This is a genomic window from Micromonospora sp. NPDC049274, assembly GCF_040678875.1.
GTDB lineage: Bacteria > Actinomycetota > Actinomycetes > Mycobacteriales > Micromonosporaceae > Micromonospora.
In genome coordinates this window covers 123,449-149,202 of the sequence record NZ_JBFAQS010000019.1, presented here as the reverse complement: position 1 = coordinate 149,202, position 25,754 = coordinate 123,449, and the positions used below count along the sequence as shown (strand labels likewise).

Annotated in this window: 17 protein-coding genes and 1 pseudogene; 11 read left to right on the top strand and 7 right to left on the bottom strand. The window is 65.9% G+C overall.

What is annotated here, in order from left to right:
- Window positions 1–521: 521 nt before the first annotated feature.
- The 4 genes from AB0K10_RS28290 to AB0K10_RS28275 all read right to left on the bottom strand — a co-directional run bounded on the left by AB0K10_RS28290 (window position 522) and on the right by AB0K10_RS28275 (window position 8,599).
- The gene (locus tag AB0K10_RS28290; protein ID WP_363688411.1) at window positions 522–899 is read right to left on the bottom strand and encodes a hypothetical protein; all 378 of its coding nucleotides are present in this window, start codon (window positions 897–899) and stop codon (window positions 522–524) included.
- Between the two features lie 66 nt (window positions 900–965).
- Entirely contained in the window at window positions 966–7,847 is a 6,882-nt protein-coding gene (locus AB0K10_RS28285; RefSeq protein ID WP_363688432.1) for a polymorphic toxin-type HINT domain-containing protein, read from the bottom strand.
- 333 nt (window positions 7,848–8,180) lie between these two features.
- Window positions 8,181–8,489, bottom strand: a complete 309-nt coding sequence (locus tag AB0K10_RS28280) for a hypothetical protein (RefSeq protein ID WP_363688409.1) — start codon at window positions 8,487–8,489, stop codon at window positions 8,181–8,183.
- Entirely contained in the window at window positions 8,465–8,599 is a 135-nt protein-coding gene (locus AB0K10_RS28275) for a hypothetical protein (protein WP_363688407.1), read from the bottom strand. The genes AB0K10_RS28280 and AB0K10_RS28275 overlap by 25 nt, the downstream gene beginning before the upstream one ends.
- A 185-nt stretch (window positions 8,600–8,784) precedes the next feature.
- On the opposite strand from AB0K10_RS28275, the pseudogene AB0K10_RS28270 reads away from it, so the two are divergent.
- Window positions 8,785–9,740 (top strand): annotated as a pseudogene (locus tag AB0K10_RS28270) (IS3 family transposase); the annotation flags it as partial.
- 70 nt (window positions 9,741–9,810) lie between these two features.
- Here the strand turns inward: AB0K10_RS28270 and AB0K10_RS28265 are convergent.
- On the bottom strand, window positions 9,811–10,869 hold the full coding sequence (locus tag AB0K10_RS28265) for a C40 family peptidase (RefSeq protein ID WP_363688405.1): 1,059 nt from the start codon (window positions 10,867–10,869) through the stop codon (window positions 9,811–9,813).
- Window positions 10,866–11,444 (bottom strand): hypothetical protein, encoded by a 579-nt coding sequence (locus tag AB0K10_RS28260; protein ID WP_363688403.1) that lies wholly within the window; start codon window positions 11,442–11,444, stop codon window positions 10,866–10,868. Before AB0K10_RS28260 ends, AB0K10_RS28265 begins: the two co-directional genes overlap by 4 nt.
- A 160-nt stretch (window positions 11,445–11,604) precedes the next feature.
- Here AB0K10_RS28260 and AB0K10_RS28255 point away from each other — a divergent pair, with 160 nt between their 5' ends.
- From AB0K10_RS28255 to AB0K10_RS28220, 8 genes are all read left to right on the top strand, one after another.
- Complete coding sequence (locus AB0K10_RS28255) at window positions 11,605–11,901, top strand: hypothetical protein (RefSeq protein WP_363688401.1); 297 nt, start codon at window positions 11,605–11,607, stop codon at window positions 11,899–11,901.
- A 240-nt stretch (window positions 11,902–12,141) separates the two neighbouring features.
- Entirely contained in the window at window positions 12,142–12,651 is a 510-nt protein-coding gene (locus AB0K10_RS28250) for a hypothetical protein (protein ID WP_363688399.1), read from the top strand.
- A 4-nt stretch (window positions 12,652–12,655) separates the two neighbouring features.
- A complete protein-coding gene (locus AB0K10_RS28245) occupies window positions 12,656–14,104 on the top strand; it encodes a hypothetical protein (protein WP_363688397.1) in 1,449 nt (482 codons plus the stop codon).
- Entirely contained in the window at window positions 14,101–15,591 is a 1,491-nt protein-coding gene (locus AB0K10_RS28240; RefSeq protein WP_363688395.1) for an SCO6880 family protein, read from the top strand. The genes AB0K10_RS28245 and AB0K10_RS28240 overlap by 4 nt, the downstream gene beginning before the upstream one ends.
- A 21-nt stretch (window positions 15,592–15,612) precedes the next feature.
- On the top strand, window positions 15,613–17,058 hold the full coding sequence (locus AB0K10_RS28235) for a hypothetical protein (RefSeq protein ID WP_363688393.1): 1,446 nt from the start codon (window positions 15,613–15,615) through the stop codon (window positions 17,056–17,058).
- Window positions 17,055–18,890 (top strand): TraM recognition domain-containing protein, encoded by a 1,836-nt coding sequence (locus tag AB0K10_RS28230; protein WP_363688392.1) that lies wholly within the window; start codon window positions 17,055–17,057, stop codon window positions 18,888–18,890. The genes AB0K10_RS28235 and AB0K10_RS28230 overlap by 4 nt, the downstream gene beginning before the upstream one ends.
- 27 nt (window positions 18,891–18,917) lie before the next feature.
- A complete protein-coding gene (locus AB0K10_RS28225; protein ID WP_363688390.1) occupies window positions 18,918–20,039 on the top strand; it encodes a toprim domain-containing protein in 1,122 nt (373 codons plus the stop codon).
- 175 nt (window positions 20,040–20,214) lie between these two features.
- Complete coding sequence (locus AB0K10_RS28220) at window positions 20,215–23,703, top strand: hypothetical protein (protein ID WP_363688388.1); 3,489 nt, start codon at window positions 20,215–20,217, stop codon at window positions 23,701–23,703.
- Here AB0K10_RS28220 and AB0K10_RS28215 read toward each other — a convergent pair.
- On the bottom strand, window positions 23,700–24,083 hold the full coding sequence (locus tag AB0K10_RS28215) for a hypothetical protein (protein ID WP_363688386.1): 384 nt from the start codon (window positions 24,081–24,083) through the stop codon (window positions 23,700–23,702). The genes AB0K10_RS28220 and AB0K10_RS28215 overlap by 4 nt on opposite strands.
- Window positions 24,084–24,465: 382 nt before the next feature.
- Here AB0K10_RS28215 and AB0K10_RS28210 point away from each other — a divergent pair, with 382 nt between their 5' ends.
- Both AB0K10_RS28210 and AB0K10_RS28205 read left to right on the top strand, forming a co-directional pair.
- Window positions 24,466–24,729 (top strand): hypothetical protein, encoded by a 264-nt coding sequence (locus tag AB0K10_RS28210; protein ID WP_363688384.1) that lies wholly within the window; start codon window positions 24,466–24,468, stop codon window positions 24,727–24,729.
- A gap of 45 nt (window positions 24,730–24,774) precedes the next feature.
- Complete coding sequence (locus AB0K10_RS28205; protein ID WP_363688383.1) at window positions 24,775–25,542, top strand: hypothetical protein; 768 nt, start codon at window positions 24,775–24,777, stop codon at window positions 25,540–25,542.
- Window positions 25,543–25,754: the final 212 nt, after the last annotated feature.

Genomic DNA, 25,754 nt, shown 5'->3' with positions numbered 1-25,754 from the left:
GCATGCTCCGCCGTCTCACCCGAGGCGAACCCGCCACCCGCCAACAACGCCTCACCTACAACACACCCGACTGACAGCAATGTGAAACGCGCTCTAAGAAGAGCTATACAGGATCAAGAAGCGGCCCGACCAAAGCCGGGCCGCGCGCACGCGCTACGGCCTACGGCCCCGCGCGCACACCACCACCATCGAGCCAGCAACCACGAGGCCGAACGATCCAGGCCGTGACGATCGCCTGGGTGACTGAGCCCTGAACCTCTACCGGCGATCGACGCCGCACCGCGGCACACCACCAAATGACCCAAGCGGAGCTGACCGCGACCGGTTGCCGTCAGATCGATGTATGCGCATATCTACCATGCGTCTGACATCAGCCCTGACCGCAACCCCAGCGAACATCAACGACGTTCAGCGCGCTGTGCAATCACACGAGCACTCTGCGACACCCGAAATCCTGACTCCCGGCAGGCCAGAATCAGCGCTGCCCGATACGCCACAGCAAAACGAAACCCCTTACCTTGTCATTGAGAATTCAACCAATAGGCTCGGGTCACATCAACTATGGAGTTGAAGTTGCCTTCATCAATTTTTGCGACAAAAATGGGGCTATACGCCTGCGTCAATATCTCTTGCGCGACGATGGTGAACTGCCCTGCACGTACGTAGCTATATACCGTCCATCGATCCAGTGACTCGACGCTCGACATCATGGTCGAGTCATGCAGGAATTCATCATAAGCCAGCAGTTCCATAAATTCGGTAGGATCAGTGTCGAGCAAGTCGAGCCTTCTGTCGTCGATATGTGGCCGATTCTTGAGCTGCGTCATCACTGAGCCGAGGATGCAGCCCTCACTATCGCCCACCAGCTGGCCATCCACGATGATCTGGAAGCGGAACATTCGGTGACCAGAGAGAGGGCTCACCAGCAACCCGAATCGGCCGTCATCGTCTAGAAATCTCAACCCTTACCCCCGCCGGACCTGAATAGGAATATGATTCAAGGGAATCTCTACCGGATTACCCCGATTGTCAACACCATTGGAGCCACCACTCCAGTGCCAATTTCCATGTTCATCGTTGGAATATCTATAATAGACGGCCTTCTTGCCGGAACCGATTTTCGTCCAACGCGTCCCGTCAACAAGAACACTTTTCTGGAACTGCGCTTCCGCGTCGGCCGGCAAGACACCCTTATTGGGGTTGTACGGATTCGGTCCACCATGTGGATCATGATGTCCGGGGTTCTCATAGCCGGGGATACAACCGCCCGGCCCTGTATTGTGCACCAGCACGGGTGTGTTGCCGGCGAGCACATAGTACGTGTGGATGCCACCGACGGTTAGGTTATAGGCCAGAGCCGTACGAGTTGACGAGGGGCGGAGACTGCCGGTGGTTTCGACGAGTCCATCGGGACCGAGTACCGCGTCGCCGCGGTCCAGTTGATCTGCCCGTTGCCATTGGCGGTCGGTGTGGTTCCAGAACGGGTGGTCCTCGGTGGTCGTTAGGACCGCTCCGCCGATCTCGATGTCTACTAGCTCGTCAGGGTGGACCCAGACGTTTTCGATAGCTCGCGGACCTTGTTCACCATTTTGTGGATCGGAGGCGAGGACCTCGTCGCCGGCTTTAATCTCGTCCAACGGCTTGGTGGTGCCGTCGGCCATCAGGACCTTGGTGTCACCGCTGAAGCTTTTGCACCCGCCGCTGACAGCGGGTCTGCCTGCGGCCCCGGCTCCAGTGACGCGTCCCGCGCTGGCCGCTGCGCCGAGCGCGCCGACTCCACCGGGAATCATGTCGTCGCTGGGCAGGTTCGCAGCCAGAAAGTCGATGTACGGGTTGTAGAGTTCCTCGATCCATTGTTGGCAGCCGCCAGGGCGCCCCATTTCGTGGCAGATCCTCATGGCGAGGGCTCGTTCATCCTGGGCTTGCAACTCGTCGTTGTTAAACGCCGACCCTCCGAGGGCCTCGGCTCGCTGCTCGTTCCATCGGCGGGTGAACTCCTCCAACGGCACCGTCACAGGCACCCGGATCACCTTGCCGAGGACCCTCGGGTCGTTTCGCCTGGTGGGCGCGCTGCCCTTGTATCCGCGGCTCTTGCCCCAGGTTTCGTTCTCTGGGGTTCCGCAGCCTCCGGGGCATCCCTTGGTGGGGCTGTAGCCGTAGCAGTCGTGTTCGGCGCAGTCGGCGGGGATGAGGCCACTGGGGTCACTGGAGGTGACCGGTGAGTTGTTGGCGTAGGCGTAGCCGTTCCACTGCTGGGGGTCGGTCAGATCTTGGAGCGGATCGAGTGATACGAATCGGCCGATGGCGGTGTCGTAGTTGCGTGCGCCTACCTGCGTTAGCCCGCTGTTGGTGTTGAGCGGTTGGTTGAGGAAGCCGCGGTTGTCCGGTGCGGTGACGGTGGCTCCGCGGGGAGCACCGTAGGGGGTGTACTGGCGCCAAGTTGGCATCTGGGCGGTGTTGTTGAGGTAGAGGCTGGGCGTGCCTTGGTGGTCGGGGATCATGTAGCTGTAATTGGTACCGCTGCCCTTGCGGGTGGCGGTCGCTCCGTTGGGCAGGGAGTGGTAACGCACGCCGCTGAGGGTCTGCGTATTGGTGTTGAGGGTGATCTGCTGCCCCGGCAGGTACAGGGTGGTGGCGCCTGGGTCCTTCTGGATGAGTAGGTTGCCGTCGGCGTCATAGATGAAGGAGCTGTCGCCGTCCGTGCCGCCGGTGACGGCGCTCAGCTCGCCGGTGTCGTCCCAGGTGAGAGTTTGGGAGCCCTGGCCCGCGGTGCGGGTGAGCATGTTGCCCGACGGGTCGTAGCTGTAGGCCGTGGCGCCGGTCAGGCCGCCGGTGGTGGTGGTGCTGGTCAGCGTGTGGGGTTGGTTCTTGCCGTTGCCGTTGTAGGTGTAGTTGGTGGTGGTGTCGGTGCCGCCGCTGAGGGAGTACTGCTTCTGGCTCTTGCGGTTGCCGAGCGGGTCCATGGACCATTCGGTCCAGTAGGCGCTGGTGGAGCCGACGCCACTGCCGACCATTGAGCGGTTGCCGGTGCTGGGTGCGAGTGCGCAGTTGTCGGTGGCCGTCCAGGCGGAGGTCAGGCGGCGCAGCGAGTCGTAGGAGTAGCACTGGGTCTCCGCCGTGGTGGCGGGCTCGTATCGGGTCTCGACCTGTTTGGTGATGTTGCCGAACTGGTCGTACTCGTAGTTTTTCTGGCCGACGTCCGTGGTGGTGGTCGTCGTCTTGGTGACCTTCTGCTGCTTTAGCCGGCTGGTGTGCTCGTCATAGATGTTTGTCAGGGTCGCCTGGCTGTTGCTCGCGTTGATTCCGCCACCGGTCACCCGACCCCAGGCGTCGTAGTAGGTCGCGTTGGCGTAGGTGCCGAGGAGGCTGCTGGCCGTGTTCGGCAGCTCGAGGGCGCCGGTGTAGCCATAGGTGACGGTTTCCGACGGCAGGCCGCCCTTGGCTTGGTAGGTGTTGCTGTACGGCCGGCCGGTCACGCCCAGGTAGCCGTGGCCGAAGGTGTAGGTGTTGGCAAGCAGCACCCCTTCGGCCGCCGGGATGGTGATCGTTTCTCCGGTGGACGAGCCGAAGGCGTTGAAGCCGTTGTATTGAGTGATGTAGGCGGCGTTGTTGCGGTAGGCGGTGACCGTGGTCAGCTTCCCGACGGGGTTTGTCATGTTCGCGATGGCAGCGTTGTCGTTGTCGTACACCCAGGAAGCGAGTTGGTTAGCGGGTGCCTGATTCGCGACGGGTGCGGCGAAGCTACCGGTCTTGCGGTTGATCTTGTCGAAGGTGTACGAGACGGTTTTGCGGCGGGCGTCGGTGGCTTCGGTGACGTTGCCGGCCCCGTCATATCTCGTGCTGCTCGTGCCGGCGTCTGGGTCGGTCTTGCTAGTCACCCGGCCAAGTAGGTCGTATTGGCTGGTCCAAATATTGCCGCCTACGTCGGTGAGGCTCGACTGGTTACCGCGTTCGTCGTAGCCGTAGCTGGTTGCGACGGTGGTGCCGCCGGTCAGGTAGTAGGTCCCGGTGTAGGGATTCGCTGGACTGTTCAGCGTGGGCGTCGAGGTGTACTGGAGGAGCTTCTCGGTGCGACCCATCGGGTCGGTGGTGGTGGCGGTGGTCGTGCCGCCGGTGGGTGGGATGACCGTGGTTCGATCGCCGTTGTAGACGGTCCTGGTGGAGGAGACGACCTGGTTGTCCCGGGCGTTCTCGGTGAGGATGATCCGGCCGGCGCCGTCGTAGGTGTTGAAGGTCTGGTTGTAGACCGTCTTCTTGAGGTCAGCGGCGGAGACGGGGGTGGTGCCGGGGTTGGCTGCCGCGTCCCACCAGCCGTTGTAGGTGGCGCGCACCCAGCCGCGACTGTCGTAGAAGGTGTCGGTGATCATGCGGCCGCCCGCCGGGCTGGTGCCCTGCGTCTGCCGCACCCTCAGCTGCGCGTCGTAGATGACGGTAGAGGTCGCGTAGCCGCCGCTATTGTTCAACGTCTCGGTGGTCGTCGCGGTCGGTCCGGTCTTCTGCAGGGTGTAGGTGTAGCGGTGGTGTGGCGGATTGCTGACGGCGCGGCCGGCTGTCCATACCGCTTTGACCCGACCGATGGCGTCGAATTGCCGGCGGGTGGAAATGAGGTTGGCGTTGGTGGTGACGGTGGTGAGGCTGCGCATCGGTGTGATGGTTGTCGACGAGGTGTGGCCCTCGGCGTTGGTGGTGGAGATCCCAGTGGTGAGGCCGACGGCATTGTCGGTGTAGGTGGTCGTGGTCTTGTTGCCGTTCGCGTCGTAGGCTGCGGTGCCACGGCCATAGGCGTCGAAGTCGGCGCGGTCGCTGGTTTGATACTCGTAGGCGCCTGCGGTGTAGTCGGTTGCCTTGCGGACCATGGTGACGTCGCCCTTGGTCGGGGCGCTGGTCTGCGGGAAAGCGGTCGCGAAGGTTGGGTCGTCGTAGTAGGTCCGTACGTTGGAGACGACCTGCGTCGGCCGGTTGACGGCTGACGGTGCGGTGAGAGTGTTGACGCTGCCGGGTTCGGAGGCGGGCGATCCTTGGGTGAAGCCACCGCAGGCCACGGAGACCGTCTCGATCTGGCTGATCAGTCCGAGGATGTTCTTGGTGTCATTCGCAGGCGCGTACGAGGTGGTGGTGCATCGGTCGTAGGCGGCGGTGGCCGGCACGATGTGCTCGTAGGTGTGCTTGAGCAGGCCGAAGGTAGGCGAGTCGACCGACGTGTCGTACGTCTTGTCGGTCTGGTTGTAGCGCCAGGTGGTCGTGCCGGTGCTGGTGACCGCTTGGCGGGTCCAGGTTTGGATTGGTGCCATCTTGTTGGCGGTCAGCGCGGGTAGACCGGTGCGGGCCCGGGTCGCGCTTGCTTGCGACACCCAGTAGGAGGTGACGGTGGACGTTTCGACAGGGCCACCGTCACCGCGGTACGCGGTGGTTTCCAACTCTCGACCCGCGAGTTGGTCGCGGTCCTCGTGAACACCGCCGGCCGAGTCGGTGACGTTGACGACCGTGGTGTTGTTGTTCTTCGACATGCCGCGGTAGTACGTGGAGGCCGTCAGCGTGTACGAGTCGTTGGTTCCGTCGCCGTTGCGGGTTTCGACCGTGCCGTAGCCGCGGAACTGGCCGTAGCTGCGGTACTTGGCCTTGACCACTTCGTTGTCGTCGTACCGCCAGGCGGCGCCGCCGAGATACTTGTAATTGGTCGAGGTGGCGGCTGCTCCGCCCGTGGGGTCGGTGGCGGTGACGCGGGTGACGGCGTACTTGTGGAACCAGTCGCGCAGCGGACTGGTGAACCCGTCGGGGGTCCAGTAGACCGGATAGCAGGACTTGGTGTTGGCCGCCGGACTGACGCTGACCGGCGCGGTACAAGGCACGGGCAGTTCGTAGCTGGCGGTGATGACCGAACCGGTCTCGGTGGTCACCGTTTCGATGCGCTGCCGGACGAACGAGGGCAGGCCGCCGGAGGTGTCGACCCGGTTAGGTAGCTTCACACCAGTGAACGACACCGACGGCAAGGTGATCGGTGCAGTTGAGCCGCCCGACGTCAGGTCGTGGCCGGTTCGGGTGATCGACGTCAGCCACAGGGTGGGGGCGGTGCCGTCGAGGGTCGGCGGCATGGTGTGTGCCAGCGCGTAGGTGTCCACCGGTAGGTGCTTGGCGGCGGCCACGTCGTACTGCTGCGTCTGGATGGAGGTGAGCCGGACGGTGGAGAAGAACGACGGGCTCCACGCCTTGCAGTCAGTGCCCTGACTGCAGATGAGGTCGAAGGGCACATCCGGCCAGTTGGCCTTGTTGGCGGCGTTCAGGGGCTGACAGGTACCGGAGAGGCAGCGGTCATCGGCCTTGAAGACAACCTGGTTTGGCACTGTGCCGTAGGCGTTGTTGTCGGTGAAGCCATAGTCAATGCGTGTGAGCCAGCTGTCGCGGATGTAGAGCGCATCGGTGGCGCCCTCGTTGCGGCCGTAGTAGTTCGTGGCCTGGTTGTAGTAGTAGGCCATGGCGTTGCCGCGAACGTCCTTGACGTAGTCCAGGTTCCACCGGTACGCCATCGTGCAGACCGACGAGGTGAAGCCGGCCGAGTCGTAGCAGGGGTCGCCTGCGTGGGGTGAGTAGACCGGTGTGTAGTCCACCGACTTGGTTTCTGGTTTGTTGGCGACCCAACCGGGCAGCCGGTTACGGCCGAACTCGTACACGGTGCCGTCGGGCTCGGTCACTCGCCAGTAGTCGGTGTTGTAGGTGCCGCTGCCATTGTTGGAGTTGGTCACCTGGGTGATGACAGAGCCGTTGTCGTTCTGGAGCTTCCATGTCTTCTTGCCGGAGTCCCAGACCATGGCGGTCGATGAGCCGTTCAAGGACAGCGTGAGGATGGGCCCGGTGTAGCAGCGGTCGGAGGTCTCCGTCGGCGATGCGCTGCCTCCTGGGTCGTCGTTGCAGGACACGAAGGTTTGCTCGACGTAGTTGCGGGGTGACGACCAGCCGTCACCCACCCAGGAGGCCTGCGCGCTGGTGGCGGCGGTCTGCCCGTCCACGGCGCCCGAGTCATACGACAAAGCCAACTGCGGAGCCAGCTTCGAACGGGCCTGCGGCACGGTCAGCGGGTAGGAATAGCTGAACGAACCTGTGCTGCCGCCTGCGTTCCATGAGCCGGACGGCTTGAGGTCCGTGGCCGCGTAGGTGCCACCGGCAGCGCCCTCGTCGCCAGCACCGGCGACCGCTGCCAGCACCGCGGCCTGCCCTATGGTGCTGCTCACCGGGATCTCAGCCGAGACCGTCCTCGCCCTGGCGTCGTTGGTCGAGTGAAGCGGTTCGACGGCACGGCACTGCGCCTGGTTCGGGGTGCTCAATGCGCAGGCGGGCAGCCGGACCAGCTTCAGCCGGAATCCGTAGTTGCCCCCGTACACCTCGGCGAAATCGGCGTAGTCGATGCCAACCCGTACCGTTGCGTTTGTAGCCATCGCCAAGTCTGGCGGCGTTGCTGGTGGAGTGACACTAATCATGACGCCGTCGATACCGGCCGCTTCGGTCGCCGCGCGGTCGGCCACGCGCACGTCGATGCGCTGCGGGCCCGCGTAGGAGGTGCCCGGCTTGGCTACCGGCTGCACCCAGACGGGGGTTCCCGTAGCGCGGATCCTTGCCGGCGTTGCGGCACGCGCGCTGGTGGCGGCCAGGTCGACCCGCGCCGTCGTAGCCTTCGGCCAAGCTGTCCGCGTCGGCCGGTGATTTTTCTTCGCCGCATCGCGCGGATTCACGAACTTCGCGGGCAGGGGCGTGACGCCCTTGACTGATCTGCCCGGTGACGGTGCGGGCGGGCGGGCGCCGGTGCCCGGATTCGCTGCCGCTGACGTCGCCGTCAGCGTTCCCGCAGCAACCATTGCCACTGTGAGGAGTGCGACGAGACGTCTGCGACGTGTCTGCAGCCGCGATCCCCCGTGCTTGACCATTCGAACCCCAGCCTGAGTGGTGACCGACGAAAGCCACGCAGGGTGTTAGGTCGCGCACCCGGTGGCGCGAACAATGTTTCACGTCCCCGGCAGGAGCAGGTCACGGATGCATAACGAAAGATCGTCATGGTTGGTCAGGCCCGCCATGAATCCCCGAACTGGACACCTCAACCAATTCACGACGTTCTTGGACGCCGACTTGGCTGCTTCACTGTGCCGCCACCGAGTGTGCAACAGCACGCCCAAAAACACGGGGAGCAACCTCTACATGCCCGAAAACGCCCTCCACGTGGAGGCAAGGCACAGCACCCACGGCAGCGCGAAGCATGTTCCTCGCCGCCGCCGGCTGGTGCAGAGGGCGGAGTAGACGGTGAGAACCGCGCTCCGCTCGACGGAGTCGAGCTCGAAGTCGTCGATGCGCTGCCAGTCCGCTTGCCGAGCGTCGTAGGCTTCAACGTCGGCCCACCGGGCTTTCAGCCAGGCCGACGACACGGTTTGCAGACGGCAGACGGCGCCGTCGTCAACCGCCTCGGCCTCATCCGCATCGGTCAGACCCGGGTTGCGGTCGCACACAGCGCCTGGCGTGCTGCGGCCATGAACCGCTCCGGGTTGACTACGACGACGTCGCGTCGCGTCCGGATGCTGATCACCATTCCCGCACTCGGTGCCACGACGTCCGTCATACCGGGAGGGTAAACCTGCTTGACCAGGCCGGCGGCCGCCGGCTACGTGGGCTCGGCGGCTGCAGCATGCACGCGGCTTCAGCGCGTGCGGACGTCACAGCTTCTGAGGCTTGAGCGACTCGTGCATGACGCTTCGAATTCGTCGAAGAGGTCACCACAGAGGAAGCGTTGCTCACGGCGTCGCGCGTGAGGCCCGAAAGCGGATCAAGCTGCAGGAGCAGGAGAACGAGGTCCCGCACCGGGCCCCGGCGTACCTGTCACAGACGCATTTACCGGGAAAGGCTTTACCGCTCGTGAGCGAGCTGGCCACCGACGGTATCTCCGTGGCGGTGACATGCCGGGTATTGCACACCGCTCGTCAGCCCTACTACCGGTGGCTTGCCCGCGTGTCACCGACGCTGAACTGGCTGAGGCGTATCGGGCAGACGCGTTGTTCGACACCCATCGCGATGACCCGGAGTTCGGCTACCGGTTCCTGGCCGACGAGGCCCGCACTGCTGGCCAGCCAGCGCCTGGAAAATCTGCTCCCGCATGGGCTGGTTCAGCGCGTTCAGCAAGAAGAAACGTCGGGGCAAGGGCGGCAAGGTCGGTCGCCAGTGCACGACGATCTGGTGCGCCGCGACTTCACCACGGACGGCCCGAATCGATTATGGCTGGCCGGCATCACCGAACACCGCACCGCCGAAGGCAAGCTCTACCTATGCGCCATCAAGGATGTGTGGTCCAACCGGATCGTCGGCTACTCCATCGACGCACGGATGAAGTCGAGGCTGGCCGTCAACGCCCTGCACAACGCCGTAGCCCGCCGCGGTGACGTGGCCGGCTGCGTGCTGCACACCGACTGCGGATCGCAATTCCGAAGCCGAAAGTTTGTCCGTTCCTCAACCAGCACCACATGACCCGGTCGATGGGCAGAGTCGGCGCCGCCGGCGACAACGCCTCCACGGAGTCTTTCTTCGGCCTGCTGCAGAACAACGTCCTCGACCGCCGAACCTGGACCACCCGGCAACAGCTCAGGACCGCGATCGTGACCTGGATCGAGCGGACCTACCACCGCCGCCGACGCCAACGATCCCTGTCCCGGTTGACCCCTATCGACTACGAGACCATCATGACCCCACCGCCCAGTCAGGCCGCGTGACTGAAACTGTCACCTATCGGTGCAGCAGACCCCACCGATCATCTCTGCGATCGACTACCGTAATGGTGCATCAGTGCGGAATTGGCCTGCGGATAGCGGCCACCTGCCGGCTCCAGTAGCTGACTGGAACGACCTTTACAACGTCGCCGGTCTTCGGCGCCTGGACGAGGTACTGGCTGCCGCTCCGGTCGGTTCCGATGTACATCCCGACATGGCCCGGCCGATCCATCGTGCCGTCTGAGCCGGGGATGAAGATCAGATCGCCGGGTCGCATCACGGCCAGTGCAGGGACACCGACGCCGGCATGTACCTGGTCGGCGGTAACCCGAGGGATCTGCACGCCACCTTTGGCCCAGGCCGCCTTCATCAGCCCCGAACAGTCGTAGCTGTCCGGCCCTTCGGCGCCCCAGACGTAGGGCTTGCCCCTCTGGGCGAGTGCGAAGGAGACGACTGCCCGCAGCTGCGGGTCAGACGGCAGTAGGTACCCGTCGGGAAGGCCGGCATCGTCTAGAGGCGGCAGCCCGTCCCCGCCGTCGCTTGTGCAGACGATGTTCAAGCCGTCGCTGATCAGGGCGACCAGCCGCTGGGCCTCGGGCTGCCACTTCGCGTACGCGTCGGGGAACGCCGAGCGCTGCACGGCCTGCGCAGCCCGAGTGAGCGGCATGGTCTGCCAGCCGTCGACCTTGACCAGCCGCTCGTAGAACTTCCGGGCGGCGTAGCGGGGTTCGAGGATCTGTTCGGGGGTGCCCCAGCCTTGGCTGGGTCGCTGCTGGAACAGCCCGAGTGAGTCGTGGTCGTTGTCGGCGCCGAGGTGGCCCAAATTGCGCAGGGTCGACTCCTGCATGGCGGTGGCCACGGCGATTTCCCAGCCGTAACGCGGCACGTGCAGCTCGGCGCCGACGGACACGATGATGGCGGCGTTGCCGACCTGCTCGGAGGTCCAGGAGCCCTGACCGGCCCAGTCGTTCGGTGCGGCTGTGGCACCGGGCGAGACGCTGGGCGGGTTGATGGTGCAGCCCATCGCCGGGCTCGCTCCGAGCATCGCGAGGGCGACGAACACGATCAGCGCAAGCGGTGCCAGGACCACAACAGCGAGTCCGCCGGCGAGGATCGGCCACCGCCGGGTCATCGCAGGCCTGCCTGGCGGATCTCGTACCCGGTGACCCGCCAGGCGGATCCGTCCGGGCCGCCGCGGCGCAGGGTGCAGTCGAGCAGGCTGTGTTCGGTCCAGCCGCGCCAGCCGTCTTCGCCAAGGGGCGTTGCGGTTACCCGAGCCGCGCGCCGCGCGGTGATCGGCGTGTCTGCTGGCTGCAGTGCGTCGACGAACGGCTCAACGACCGCCTCGACGTATGCCCGGTGTTCGGCCCAGGTAGCCCAGCGGCCGTCCCGCCTGACGGCCTGTCTCTGTCCGGCCAAGGCGCCGCTGGCGTAGTGGACGGCGCGCTGGTAGGCGTCGCTCGGTCCGGCGTCTCGCCGCGTGTCGGCGCTGTAGAGGGCTGCGGTGAACCGGGTGCACACCTCGCCGGGGTCGGTGTACGAGAAGCCGGGCTGCGTCGGCGGTGGCACTGGGGCGGCGACGTCAGCCGAACCGAGGGCGGTTGTGCTCGGCCTGGTCGGCACCGGCTGTCCGTCGTTGGTGCAGCCGGCAACGGCCAACGTCAGGGCGACTGCCGCTGCTGCTCGAGATCGCGCGTTCATGGCCACGACGGTGCCGAGTTGCGAAGGCCGTTACCGCTGCCAGTCGCCGCTGGTGGCGGCGGTAACGATGGCAGCAATGCCAGCGTCAACCCTGCCGTCAGCCCTACCCGACGAAGGTCCACGGCAGATGCCCAACCGAGGGCGTCATGACCTTTGGGAGACTCTTGTGTTTGCTTACTACCTCGCTGGGGCTGCGTTCGACGCCCTGGCCGCCCCTACGCCCCCGCCGGCTGCCCCACCCGGCCTTGAGGCCACCGGGAACCTGTTCATCGGCTGGATGAAGTGGATCCTGATCGTCGCTGGCGTCGGCGGCCTGCTCGTCTGCGGGATCATGATGGCCGTCGGGCGCCGCAACCGATCGGCCTTCGCAGCCGACGGGGCGGCTGGCATCCCCTGGGTGCTGGCCGGACTCACGTGCGGCGCGGTCGCGGCCGTGGTCGTCGGCGCAGTCCTGCCGGGCTGAGCCATGACTTACGACGTCGTCACCCGTGCCCGCCGCACCACGCGCCGCCGGGTCACCGCCCTCTGTTTGGCCGCTGCGACGGTGCTCGGCGCTGCGGCCGTAGCGGTGGCGTGCGACGCAGGACCCAGTCGCCCTGCCACCCCGCCGTTGGACCCGATTCTGGTCCACCCCGAGACTGCCACCAATGGGCGGCCAGTCCTGCCCCAGGACTTGGACTGGGTTGACGTCGCGGGAGTCTCGGTGCCCGTGTCGAGCCAGTCCGGTCCCCGCATCTCCAGCGAGGGGCAGGCTCGCGGCTTCGCACACGATCCCGGCGGCGCGGTGCTGGCCGCCGTACACATCGTCGTGCGCGTCAACCCGCAGGTCGGGCCGGCCGTATTCGAGCCCACGCTACGGACCCAGGTCGTCGGAGCCGACGCGGCCGCGATGCGGGTCCAGGTCGAGCAGGCGTACGACGAGCTGCGCGGCCAAGCCGGCGCGGCGGACGGGCAGCCGGTCGGGCGCCTGAACGCCACCTTGCTCGGCTACCGGATCGTCAGCTACACCGACGACGAGGTCGTCCTGCGCCTGCTGACCGAGGCGCCGGACGGCTCGGGTAGCTCGCTGATGGTGAGCACCGAGGTGCGTGTGCGCTGGACCGGTTCGGACTGGGCGCTGTTGGCGCCCGCCGGCGGGACGTTCGACGAGGCCGTGACCGTCGTCCTGGATCCCTACACCGCCATGTTCCTTCCCTTCAGCGCAGGCGGGTGACCTCATGCCTCTCTGTAACCCCTTCATGCCCGCAACCTGCACCGGTGCCATCGTCGGTGGAATCAACACCGGCGTCGAGGCCCGCGACTCGATGGTCAACACAATCCTTGAGGGATTGGCCAGCGCGGTGAAGGACGCCATCCAGTGGGTCGCCGGCCTGCTGACCAGCTGGACGCTCATACCGTCGAACAACCTGTGCCCGACCAGCGGGTCCGACCCGGGGCAGTGGGCGACCGACTGGGTGTCCCAATGCAATGGGGCGGCCGGGCCAGCGCAGCAGCTGCGCGGTTTCATGCTGCCTATCATGATCCTGGTCCTGGTCGCCGGATTGGTGTGGCAGGGCATCACCATCGTCGTCATCCGCAAGGGCGCGCCGCTGTTACAGGCGGTTCGGGGAGTCTGGAACACCGCCCTCTGGGGCAGCGTCGGCGTCGCCGGCACCCACCTGATCCTCAAGGCCGGCGACAGCTACTCGATGTGGTTGCTGAACGAAGCGATCTTCAAAGAGTCCAACGAGCCACCCAACGAGGCGATGAGCGCCGCGCTTGGAGCATTACTGCTTCCCGGCGCCAAAGTGGCGCCGTTCGTGATGATCCTGGTCGGCGTCGTCGTCATCCTCGCCGCCGTGGTGCAGACCATCCTGATGGTCTTCCGCGAAGGCGCCGTGGTCATCCTGGCCGGCCTGCTTCAGTTGGCAGCGGCCGGCTCCATCACCAGAGGCACCAGTCAGTGGCTGCACAAGACCCTCGGCTGGTCGCTGGCACTTACGCTGTACAAGCCGGCGGCGGTGTCGGTGTACGCCACCTCGTTCGTGATGATGCGCGGCAACGGACGGGACTGGCTGATGGGCCTCGGCATGCTGGCCCTGTCCGTGATCGCCCTACCGGCGCTGATGAAGTTCTTCACGGTCTTCACCGGCGGTGTCGCCTCCGCAGGTGGAGGGCTCGGTATGGCCGGCGCCGGCGCGGCCGCAGGCCTGCACGCCGCGTCCTCGGTACGCGGAGCGGTCGGCGGTCACAGTGCCGGCGACCATGCCCGGTACATGGACTCCCGGGGGCCTGGTAACGGCGGCGGCAACGGCCCGACCGGCGCGATCCCGACCCCCTCATCGCCCTCGCCGACGGGTGGTTCCGGCGGGGGTGCGACTGGTAACGCGCCGAGCGTGGTCACCGGTAACGCTACCGCCAGCGGCGTCCCGGGTCCGGTAACGCCCACGACCACCGTGCCCGCCGGTTCCGGCGCTACCGCGTCCGCCGGTGGTGGCGCTACGGCCTCGGGCGGCGCGGCGGCTGGGGGCGGCACGGCTACCGCCGGGGCGACGGGAGCCGCGACCGGGCCGGCAGCGCCGGTTGTCATCGGCACCGTCCTGGCCGCGCAGGCCGGTACCACGGCAGCGAAGGCGGGCGCGACCACGGCCAGCTCCGCTATGCGAGACGGGAGTACGCCGTCATGAGCAGCGACCAGGCGCAGATCCGCACCTACGGGGGTTGGCGGCGGGCGCGCGGCATGGGCCTGTTCGGCCTCGGACCGCCGCAGACCTTCGCCGTCCTCGCGGCCATCACCGTGCTGATCGTCTCGGGCTCGATGGGGCTGCGGGCGCTGGCCGTTGCCGCCGGTCCCTGTGTGCTGATCGTGGTCCTGATGGTCCTGCGATGGGACTGGGTGCCGCTGTCAGCCGGAATCGCACAACGTGTGCGATGGCTGATCGGCAGCGGCCGCGGCTACACCTCGTACCGCTCCGGGGTGATGGTGGCCGGCGAGCACGCTTGGCAACTGCCGGGCGTCCTCGCCCCGACCACCCTGCTGACCGTCGAGGACGAGGGTGCCGGCGAGTACGGCGTGGTCTACAACCGCCGGTTGGGCACCATGACGGTGACGCTGCGCTGCGCGGCCACGTCGACATGGCTGGCCGACGCAGACGCGAGCGCGGCGTGGGTGGCCAACTGGGGCGGCTGGTTGGCGAACCTCGGCTACCTACCGATCGTCGACCACGTCACCGTCACCGTGGACACCGCGCCGGACCCTGGTTCACGGTTGGCCGACCACGTCGGCCGGAGGATCGTGCCGCACGGGCCAGCATCAGCTCGGCGCGTGCTACAACGGCTGGTGGAGGTATCTCCGGCGGCCGCTGCCGACGTGGAGACCCGGGTGTCGGTGACCTTCAAGCCCGGTGCCTCCCCCAGCAAGCCGAAGAACCACGACGAGGCCCTGGAGGAGATCAGCCGGACCTTGCCGGGTCTGCAGGATTCCCTGGGCAGCTGCGGGCTCACCGTCCTCGGCCGGGCCAGCGCGCAGACCATCTCGGCCATCGTGCGGACGGCGTTCGACCCCGCCAGCCGTGGGGAGGTGGCCCGCCTGGCGGCGACTCCCGGCCTGGATCTGACCCGTTGGCTCGACTGGGACACCGCCGGGCCCGTGATGGCCGAGGAGCACCTCGACCGGTACGTGCACGACTCCGGCACGTCGGTGTCGTGGGCGTGGCATGAGGCACCTCGCCAGCACGTGCATGCCGACGTCCTCGCTCGGCTGCTGGCACCCGGGCCGTACCCGAAGAGGGTTTCGCTGCTCTACCGGCCGTTCCCCGCCGGGGAGGCCGCGCGGATCGTGGAAAGCGAGGTCAACGCCGCAGCCTTCCGGGCGGCATACAACCGGGCGCAGAAGCGCGACGAGTCCGCGCGGGACCACGCCGACCGGGAGCGCGCCCTGCAGACCGCGCGGGAAGAAGCGACCGGGTCCGGGGTGGGCCTGATGTCGCTGTTCGTCACCACCACCGTCGTCTCCGCCGACGACCTCGGCCGGGCCATCGCCGACGTGGAGTCCCGCGCCGACGTAGCCAAGATCCGGCTACGGCAGCTGCGCGCCAGCCAAGCCGCCGGCTTCGCCACCACTCTGCCCTGCGGAGTATGCCCGCCGCAGCTGGCCCGCCACTGGCCTCGCTGACCGCATGACCAGGAGAAATCAATGAAGAGCACCGCCACCGCAGATGCGGTCGCGCCGGCGCCAGCATGGGGTGTACGGGCACCCGGCGCCGGCCGATCCAGCCACATCTCCCCCGGCATGGAGTACCAGGGAACCACCGTCCAGCTCTGCGGACTGTTCCCCTTCGTCGCCGGATCCGGGGCACCCACCATTGGCGTACCAATCGGACGACACATGCTCTGGGGCGAGGTCGTCTGCCTCGACCCCCTCGAGTGGCTCCGCGAAGGCCTCATCACCAACCCCGGCGTGTTCGTCCTCGGCCAACCCGGCGTCGGCAAATCCACAGTGGTCAAACGACTCATCACCGGCATGACCGGGTTCGGCACCAGCGCTCTGATCCTCGGCGATACCAAGCCGGACTACACCCGGCTCGTCGAGCACCTCGGCGGGCAGGTCATCAGGGTCGGACGCGGTCTGGACCGGCTCAACCCACTCGACTCCGGCCCTCTCGGTAGTGCGCTGGCCCGGATGGGCAGGGCTGACGCTAGGCAACTGCGCCTCGAGATCCGGGGCCGCCGCATGTCGCTGCTACTGGCGCTGTGCGCCCTGGTGCGAGGGCAGGCGCTCAACAACACCGAAGAGATCATCCTGGGACGGGCGATCGACGTACTCGCTGAACGCCTCGACCACGACCCCACGGTGCCCGACGTGCTGAGCCTGGTCGAAGCCGGCGCCGACGAGCTGCTCACCGCGGCCCGGGCCCGGACCGACGGCGAATACCGCCGCCGCGTCGACCAGCTGGTACCCACCTTGGCGCTGCTCTGCGAGGGCAGCCTTCGCGGGGTGTTCGACGGCCCGACCACCAAGCCCTTGGATCTGAACGCGCCGGCCGTCAGCGTTGACATCTCCCAGGTCGCCGCCGCCGGGGATCAACTAGTAGCCGCGGCAATGTTGTGCACCTGGGCGTACGGCTTCGGGATGGTCGACGCGGCCTCGGTCCTGGCCGACCAGGGCCTGGCACCGCGCCGGCAGTACCTCGGCGTGATGGACGAGCTGTGGCGAGCACTGCGCGGGGCATCCGGCCTCGTCGAGCATGCCGATGCACTCACCCGGCTCAACCGGCAGCGAGGAATGGCCAGCGTGATGGTCACCCACTCCCTCGCCGACCTCGACGCACTACCGACTCCAGAGGACCGGGCGAAAGCGCAAGGCTTCATCGAACGGTCCGCCATCAAGATCCTCGCCGGGCTGCCGCCCCGCGAACTGAACCGGGTCAATGAGGTGATCAAGCTGTCCGGGCCCGAACGCGAGCTGGTGGCATCGTGGGCCGCGCCGGAAGCATGGTTCGCCGGCTCGGTGCACCCAGGCCGGGGCAAGTACCTGATCAAGACCGGTGAGCGCAACGGACTGCCGGTATCGCTCACCCTGGTCGGCGACGAGTGGGAGCTCTACGACACCGACGCCGCGATCCGGCAGGCGCAGCCATGAACACCCGGCCCGTCGAGCCGCGCGGCACCGCCAGCGGACCGCTCACCCCGTTCTTGGTGCTCGGGCTGGTGTGGGCGGTGATCGCCCTGATGTGGTTGTCCTGGCTGGCCGGACGACTCGCCGCTGCCGTGACCGGGCGGCCAGCCACTGGGCCCGGCTTCGGATCGGCGTACCTGGAACACCTGGTGCGTACCGAATGGTCGGTGTTGTGGCCTGGGGTGTCTCCCACCGTCGTCGGTCTGGTCTACGCGGTGCTGCTGCTGGTGCTGGTCGGCCTGTCCATTCTCACGGCGGTGTGGTGGCAGGGGCGTAAGTCCGACGCCGAGGACCCGCTGCCGGCGCTGGCCGGCCCGACTGAGGTGCGGGCGATGACGCTGCCGGCAGTGGCCGCCAAGACACGGCGTCTACGGCACGGCCTGGCGGATGCGGCGGTGAAGGAGATCTCTGCTGAGGCCGCTGGAATCGTGCTCGGGGCGCATCGGCGGCGCCGCGGCTCAGGGCCTCGGCTTTACTCCTCCTGGGAGGACGTGGTGCTCGCGGTGATGGCGCCTCGCGCCGGTAAGACGACCGCGCTGGCCGTACAGTCGATCCTCAACGCGCCGGGGGCGGCCCTCGCCACCAGTAACAAGCCCGATCTGTGGGCAACGACGGCAGCCGTTCGCTCCGACCGTGGCACCGTGTGGGTGTTCGACCCGCAGTCCATCGCCCACGTGCCGCAGCGCTGGTGGTGGAACCCGCTCGGCGCGGTGGAGGACGTCGAGGACGCACACCGGCTGGCCAACCACTTCGTCCAGCAGGTCCGCAACTCCCAAGGCAACGACGACTTCTGGATCCAGGGCGCGCTGGACCTGCTTACCTCGCTCATCCTCGCCGCCGCGCTGGAAGGCCGCACGCTCACCTCGGTGCAGGCGTGGCTGTCGGACTCCACCTCACGGGAGCCCGCGACGATCCTCAAGAGCCACGGGTTTGGTGCCTCCGCGCGGGCCATGTCCGGCCGGCAGGCCGGCGCACCGGAGACCCGCGAAGGGCTCTACGAGACCGCCCGGACGGCCGCGGCGTGCCTTGCCAATCCGACCATCATGGCCTGGGTCACCCCACCGGACCTACCGCTGCCGGCACTGGACGTCGAGGCGTTCGTCGAGAGCTCGGACACGCTGTACCTGCTGTCGAAAGACGGTGCGGGAGCGGCTGCACCGCTCGTTGCAGGCCTCACCGACCAGGTGCTGCGCGCTGCGGTGGCGCTTGCCGAGGCGCACGGCGGCCGGCTCGATCCGCCGCTGGTCGCTTGCCTGGACGAGGCCGCGAACATCTGCAAGATCGCGGATCTGCCCGAGCTGTACAGCCATTTCGGCAGCAGAGGCATCATCCCGCTGACCATCCTCCAGTCCTACCGGCAAGGGACCAGGGTGTGGGGTGATCGGGGCATGGACGCGCTGTGGTCGGCCGCCACCGTCAAGCTGGTCGGCGCCGGCATCGACGACGCCCGGTTCGCTGAGGACCTGTCCCGGCTCGTCGGTGAGCACGATGTCACCGTCGCCTCCCGTACTCGGGACGGGAAGGGCCACACCTCGTACCAGACGTCGGTGCGCCGGCAGCGCATCCTCGACCCGGCGCGGATCAGGGCGCTGCCGAAGGGCTCGGCGCTGTTGTTCGCTACCGGCGTCAAGGTGGCCATGCTCAACCTGCTGCCCTGGTACGACGAGCCAAGCGCCGACCGACTGACCGCGGCCGTCGTCGCATCCACCGCTGAAATGACCCGTCAGGCGCAGCACACCCGTGCCGCCCGCCGGGACCGGATGGCGCAGCGCTCCTGGCGAGGACCGACCGGCTGAAGCTAGCTTGGATATCGGAGGTAGGCCATGGGCGCACCTCGATTGAACCAACCGACGTCTCCGGTACGCGGCACCGGGCTCGAGACCGGACGGCTGCTGGCGGCCGTCGAGGCCGCGGTGACGTACTACCGTGCCCAGCTCGAGCACGCCGACGGCCCCCGTACCTATCTCACCGAACGCGGTCTTGGTGTCCTCGTGCAGCGGGAGTGGCCATGGCGGGTCGGGTATGCCCCATCCAGCTGGAGTTCGCTGACCAGTCACTTGCGCGCCGCCGGCTTCGCGCCGGAGGAGTTGGTCGGCGCGGGCCTGTCAACCCGCACACGGACGGACCCGCACCGACTCATCGACGTATTCAGGGACCGCGTCATGTTCCCAATACGCGACCCAGCCGGAACCACCGTGGCATTCCTTGGCCGGTCCGGCCCCGACGCCGGAAAGGACGTCCCGAAGTACATCAACAACCCGCAGACAGCGATCTACAACAAGAGACAGCTGCTGTTCGGCCTCGCGGAGCAGCAGGACCGCGTCGCCGCAGGGTGGACTCCGGTTCTCGTCGAAGGGCCCGCAGATGTCCTCGCAGTGTGGCTTTCCTACTCCCGGTCTGGCCGGACCGGAGCGGTGGCCCTTGCACCATGCGGCACCACCCTGACCGACACGCAGGCCACAATCCTGCGGGAGCTGCCCGGTGCCGCGCAGGGCCTGGTCGCCGCATTCGATGCGGACCCGGCGGGCCGCGCGGCGGTGGACCGGGCGTGGCAACTACTCCGACACCCACGATATCCAGGCCCGCTACTGGCGGCCGAGTTCCGCGCCGGCGCCGACCCGGCAGAACTGCTGCGCCGGCCGTACGGCAAAGCTCAGCTGCGCGCGGCCCTACAGCGACAGGCACAGCCAATGCTCGACACGGTGCTCGACCACCGCCTGGCCCAGCTCATCGAACGCCACCCCCGGCTGCTGGAGGACATCGACGGCAGGTGCGCCGCGGTACGCGTCCTGGTGCCGCTGCTGTTCGAGGCGACAAACCCAGATGAGGCGACCAGAGTGGCTCGTCGCATCGTCACCCGCACTGGGGCTGGGGTCGACACCGTCGCGATCACCGCAATAGCACGCCTTGAAGACGTGCTGCACGGTCCGCTATCCGACTCTTGAGGCTGCTGCAGAGCCGGTCAGGTCTGAAAAGTGCTACTTAATGACGTCGGCTTGATTGCCGCAGGCAGGGCAGCGAGCAAGCCCCGGAAAATCCTAGGCCCTGCCCGATTGGGGTGGTAGATCCAGACGGTACGGACCATATTATTGATGTTGATCAGCGCCTACGTTGTCCGGCATGGGGCAACTGACCAACCGGCCGGAATGGGAAGAAGATTCATGCTTGAGTCACGGTCACCTGCTGGACGGCCTGGAGAGGCATCTCGCCCCCCAGCGGTACGACCTAGACTTCATCGCATGGTTCAGCGAAGGGCGTAGCGGCAGCCCAGTGGCTCGGGTTCTACGTCATTCACCTACCGAACAGCTGATTCTAAAGTTCTGCGCCTCGAGTAAGCGCGCCGAGCAGCTGAGCCGTGCGCTGACCCCTCGGAATAACGACTTCGTTGCGCGACATCTGGCCCAACTCGACGGAGAGGTGTTCAACCTCGGCGAGGACGACACATACGCCACGTTCATGCGAGTTGCCGGCGGAAATTTGGAGGACTATCGATCATTGACAAAGCTACGCGGAGAAGATCCGGCCAGACTTGACATCGACTACGGCTCAATCGTCAAGTCGGTGATAGGCGAGTGGAACGACGGCGACCAGAAACATGTGGGGCGTAGTGTTCGAAAGATCGTCTCCGGCATTGTGGGGCGCCGCCGAGGCAACGTCATCCGATGGGCCCGCAGGGCGCACGACCTCGGCAGTCGGGCACCACTCGACTTTCTGACCGGAGCGCATGGCCGATGGATGGTCAAGAACCTGCTAGTCGGGAAGGCGCACGGGGACCTATCTGGCCGGAACATTCTGATTCGTTCGAAGCCAGACGTACAGAGTGACAGCTTCGAGCTCATCGACTACGACCACTACTCCGACGACGCACCGCTGGCCCGCGACCCAATGCACCTTTTGGTGTCCCTCGCGCTCGACGACTTCAGTCGTCTGCAAGCCGCGGGTCCGGAGCTCATCAGGGTCATTGTGGACCCTCATCAGGCAAGCATGTCGGGCAGGGTGGCCTACTTCCAACGGATCAGCCGTGCCATCCATGAGGCATGTGTCAGCAGTTTCCCGACGAAGTCGGGCCTTGGCGATTTTTGGGCACCTCAGTGCCTGCTGGCGCTCGTTGGCGTCGCGCTGCTTCGCGTCGGTCGCACCATCACGACAGCAGACTCCGAGCGGGCCAGGCGCTGGTGCTACGACCTCGCAGCGGCAGCAGCCGAACGCTACTGCGAACAGTTCGGCGGTACGGCGTCGTCTGAAGTCCCCCTAACGGCCGGACATCCTGGGATTATCGACCGGTACTTCGAGCAGGAGGCACTCACCGACCGCCTGGTTAATGGTCCGCACGGGGTGCTCTCGATCCAAGGACGAAGCGGCGTTGGCAAGAGCAAGCTGGTCGACACAGTCATCACGACGCTCGAACCGAAGGTGAGGTCGATACGGCGACATGCCACGCCAGACTACCGGTTCGACGTCCCCACACTTATCGAGCTGATCAGCGGCGAGCCAGCGAGCATCACCGGCGGAACGGGCGCGGCACTGGTGCGGCTCGAAGCGGTGCTGAGAAACGCGCGCGACCCGATCGTCATCGCAGTCGATTCCGCGGAACAACTCGTCGACCCGGACACACCCCGGCTGGTAGATCTCGGACTTGACGAGGCGTTCACCCTGCTCAACACCGACGAGAATCACCAAGTGACGGTAGTCCTCGAAACGCCCGACGAAGGGCTTGCAGCGCTCGGGGCTGACGAGGACATGGTCAACCTACCCGGCCTGGGGCTCGAGGACTTCTTCAAGCTGCTCCAGGGCATCGATCAGGGCAAGTCTCTCGGACTAGACCGTCTGTCCTCAGACGAACGTCGTGATTTATGGGAGTGCGCCGACGGCGTTCCACGGGTCGGTGAGCTGGTCTATGGGACGGTACGCCATGCATGCTTGCCGTTGCAGGCTTTGGTTCAGGGATTGCGAGAACATCGGCACGAACCGAGGACCTACCTCGTCCACGTACTTACCGACGGGATGCACCCACTCTTGCGGCGCGTGATCCGCGCACTGGCTGCAGCTGGAACACCGGTCCCGGTACAGGTGATGCACGACATGCTTAGCGACATCCAACCGGACCGTGTGCAGCAATCACTGTGGAACCTGCACGATGACCGTCTGCTGCGCCTCGAGTCAGAGCTGTTCTTCCTTCCTGGCGTAGACGCGCGGACCGTTCTGGACCAGACGCCGGATCCGGATCGTCGACGGTTATTCTACGAAGCTGCGAAGGCTCTAGAACGGTGCGCGGTGTCAGCACCCCGCACCCTGGCGGACCTGCGTTACCAGCTCGCCCAGGTGCGGGCTCTCGTGGCCGCCGGAGCATTTCCACTAGCGCTACGAGTGATGGAAGATGTCGACACACTCCTGCGGCAATGGAACTGTACCCACGTCTTGTTGCCCCAGCGGATCGCGGTCCGCGGCCGCCTCGGCAACCCTGAGCTAGAGAAGCTCAACGAGAACGCGCTCGGCGGCATCTACCGATCAATTGGCGAATTGAAAGAGGCGAACGACGCTTACGAGTCCGCACTGACCCTGGCCAGAGCGGACGCAGAACCCCACGTGCTGGCCAGATTGCAGACGAATTTGGCCACGGTGAACTGGGAGTCGAACAACATCGAGAAGGCGCGCTTCGGTCACACGGAAGCGCTGGCACAGGCTACCGAAGCGGGTGACGTAATCGCGAGGATGGGCGCTATGCATGGCCTGGCCGACTGCCACCGCCGCAGGGGTGAGTATCCCGAGGCGATCAGGATGGCTACCAGTGCCTTCCAGATCTCCCGTTCGTCTGACTTCGCCGACTCACCTGGAGCGGAGGTGGAGGCCCGGTCACTTGCGGTCAGCTTAGCCGTCAGGTTGTGCCGCTGGCATGCCGAGCAGGCGGAGCTCACCCAATCGCACATGTGGCTGGATGAGATCCGTGCCATTGCCGAGCACGGCGGTGCCTGGTATCGCGCTACCTACTTGGACGCGCTGGCAGACCTCCAGCTCTTCGAAGGGCTTCAAACAGGCGCGGTCGATGATGCGATCGAGACCGCAGGACGTGCGGTGGACCTTGCCTTCAGGGTCCAGGATCGAGCGACGCTGTTGCAGGCCCGTACAACGCTGTGCGTCGCGCACCTGCGCGCGGAGCGATCGGCCGAGGCTGCGACGTCAATCACGCGTGCGGGCTGGCATCGTCCACGCGGCAGACACCTCGTGGTGCTGGGCCTCCAGGCCCTCACCAGACGTATGACAGACGATTCCCAAGCAGCGGGCGACCTCTTCAATGAACTACGAAGGGAGGCTGAGGAACGCATCGCCAAAGACACTGGCGTCAGAATCGCCCCTGGCCAGCTCATCGAGATCGGACGGGGCGACTTCGGTGCCCGACACCTCCAGGGCTTCGCACTGTGCGGCCTATACCTGGCCGGCCGCGCTACCTTGGCATCTGCAATCAAGGCGTTCCAGATGCCGGAAGTCGCCAGTCCACCGCGCGCCCCCGGTCTGGTCGACCGGATGGCATTCATGCTCGAGCGTCTAGACAGGACCGCGCCCAGGCCACAGGCCCTGCAACCAGTGATTGACGCCCTCCGGGGTGCCTAGATCCAGCCTCTGTCTCGGGCCAGCACGATTGCCTCGATGCGGTTCCGCGCGCCTATGTCTTTATAGAGAGCGGTCAGCAGCCGGAACATCGCGCGTTCGGAGTACCCGACCTGGTCGGCAAGTTGGGCGACCGTCACGCCCGACGCCAGCTGCCGCAACCAAACGATTCGATCTTGCGTGGCTGCCTGCAACTGTTCCCCCGGGACGCCTGCGGCGAGACGCGCCGCGACCTCTGGAGGCAGGACCGCATAGCCGTCCATAGTAGTGCTGATGGTCTGCTGGAGCACGGCCCCGGTGATGCCGCGTGGCAGCACCGATCGCGCACCGGCCCGGGCTGCCCGCACCCCGTGGTCAATGGAGTCGGCCTCGATGAGCACCATGATTGGCACCTTGACGTGGGCATCGTGAAGTCGGGCCAAGAGCCGCCAGTCGGAGTCGTCCATCAGCGTCAAGAGCACAAGTGCCGATGTACGCCGGTGCGCCCAACGAACGAGGTCCGGCGGAGTCTCTGCCTGATGGCCAGCAGCACTGAGCACCATTGCGATCCCCTCCCGAAACAGTGGCAGGGGGTCGACGACAGCGACACGTGCCGTGGCATGGTCCCTTCTTCTCATGGGCCGTCAGACCGAGGATCATTCCGTACCGACCCGGCACCAAGCGAACGACGACACGATCAGGACTCAACTTGTCAGGATCCTGTCGTACTATCCGTCATGGACCGGCGCCGCCCGGCGTTCCTACCGTGTGCGGTAGGGGGTCATCATGGTCTACGGCGAAACCGGAGGGCAGGTCCACCTGAGCCTGCCGCAGCCCGACGTGCGGGCGTTGGCCAGTTCGGTCAACGAACCGCCCTCACGTGAGATCTGTGCGGCGATCTCCGCCATTGCGGAGGCGATCGCCCGCGAGTCGGAGAACGGGCAGGTTGATGCATACCGGTTACACGCAGAGGTGCAGCTAACTCACCCGAGCGTGTCAATAGGTCAGGTCGTGTGGGCGCTGCAAGCCGGGCGTGAGGTTCCGCAGTAAGGTTTGCCTCTTGGTTGGAGCCGCCGAAGGTGGCATGGTCGCACCATGAGTTCTGATGCTCGGCGCCCTCGCGACTTGATGGCCCTTGGGTCTGCACTTTTTCTACTTGCCCTGACTTCTGCGGTCGCCGGCTTCGTCATCCTCCGCAGCACACCCACTTCGTCAGGGCCCGCGTTTCAGATCGGTACATGGCTGCTGCAACTCGCCACAGTCTTCACCGGCACCGGTGTCATCGCGGCTGTCTTCCGCCAAGTCGAGGTTACTCGAGCGAAGCGTGAGGCCTGGACGAGGATGCTTCAAGACCTAGTCGTCGCCCAGGACGCTCTGGAGGGCGCGTTCATGCGGATGATCTCGAACGCAAACGCCGAGACGTACACGGACGTGATCGAAAAGTGCCGTGAGATGCGCGCCATGCTGCGGCGGATAATCGCCCTGCCCGAGGCCTACGCCCGCCCCGGCGATCTAAGGCTGCAAGTTCAAAGAATGCGCAAGTACCTAAAACCGTTGATCAAGGAGTACGAGAGCAACTGCCTCCGCATCACCATCCAAGGGAGACTCGACCAAAAGATCCTCGACGCGAAGCTGGAGGAGCTTTCGAAAGAATCTCAGTCAGCCTTACCAGCTGATCTTCTACAGCCGATGCTTGTGGGCCAGATTCTTCGCGATGCCGAGCAATTCCCGGAACTGGCGGCCCGCCTCGAGGATTTCAATGTCAGCAATGTTCAGTTTAAAGAGGAAAGCGAATTGGATAGCGCTTACGAGAGCCTTAAGCTCCTTCTACAGAGAACCGCAGGTGTTGACAGACACAGGTAATCGCCGTCCTCTACACTTCGCCTCAGGCGACCGTAACGGGCGCGTGACAGAGGCCTGATCAGTACACGGCGTTCCGAGGTGCACGCAACCAGGGCCTCGGCCGCTGCTCACTCCGACGGCTGCCTTACTGGTCAATTTCTCGGCCACAAGGCCTTGCTAGGCACGTTGATCGACAAGAGCACATGAAGATGCCTACGCTCTCTAGCCATCTC

What these genes read in the sequence shown, in the direction of transcription:
- AB0K10_RS28290 (WP_363688411.1), bottom strand. Translation starts at nt 899, where the DNA reads ATGTTCCGCTTCCAGATCATCGTGGATGGCCAGCTGGTGGGCGATAGT.
- AB0K10_RS28285 (WP_363688432.1), bottom strand. Translation starts at nt 7,847, where the DNA reads ATGGTTGCTGCGGGAACGCTGACGGCGACGTCAGCGGCAGCGAATCCG.
- AB0K10_RS28275 (WP_363688407.1), bottom strand. Translation starts at nt 8,599, where the DNA reads ATGACGGACGTCGTGGCACCGAGTGCGGGAATGGTGATCAGCATCCGG.
- AB0K10_RS28265 (WP_363688405.1), bottom strand. Translation starts at nt 10,869, where the DNA reads ATGACCCGGCGGTGGCCGATCCTCGCCGGCGGACTCGCTGTTGTGGTC.
- AB0K10_RS28245 (WP_363688397.1), top strand. Translation starts at nt 12,656, where the DNA reads ATGCCTCTCTGTAACCCCTTCATGCCCGCAACCTGCACCGGTGCCATC.
- AB0K10_RS28240 (WP_363688395.1), top strand. Translation starts at nt 14,101, where the DNA reads ATGAGCAGCGACCAGGCGCAGATCCGCACCTACGGGGGTTGGCGGCGG.
- AB0K10_RS28235 (WP_363688393.1), top strand. Translation starts at nt 15,613, where the DNA reads ATGAAGAGCACCGCCACCGCAGATGCGGTCGCGCCGGCGCCAGCATGG.
- AB0K10_RS28230 (WP_363688392.1), top strand. Translation starts at nt 17,055, where the DNA reads ATGAACACCCGGCCCGTCGAGCCGCGCGGCACCGCCAGCGGACCGCTC.
- AB0K10_RS28225 (WP_363688390.1), top strand. Translation starts at nt 18,918, where the DNA reads ATGGGCGCACCTCGATTGAACCAACCGACGTCTCCGGTACGCGGCACC.
- AB0K10_RS28220 (WP_363688388.1), top strand. Translation starts at nt 20,215, where the DNA reads ATGGGGCAACTGACCAACCGGCCGGAATGGGAAGAAGATTCATGCTTG.
- AB0K10_RS28215 (WP_363688386.1), bottom strand. Translation starts at nt 24,083, where the DNA reads ATGGTGCTCATCGAGGCCGACTCCATTGACCACGGGGTGCGGGCAGCC.
- AB0K10_RS28210 (WP_363688384.1), top strand. Translation starts at nt 24,466, where the DNA reads ATGGTCTACGGCGAAACCGGAGGGCAGGTCCACCTGAGCCTGCCGCAG.
- AB0K10_RS28205 (WP_363688383.1), top strand. Translation starts at nt 24,775, where the DNA reads ATGAGTTCTGATGCTCGGCGCCCTCGCGACTTGATGGCCCTTGGGTCT.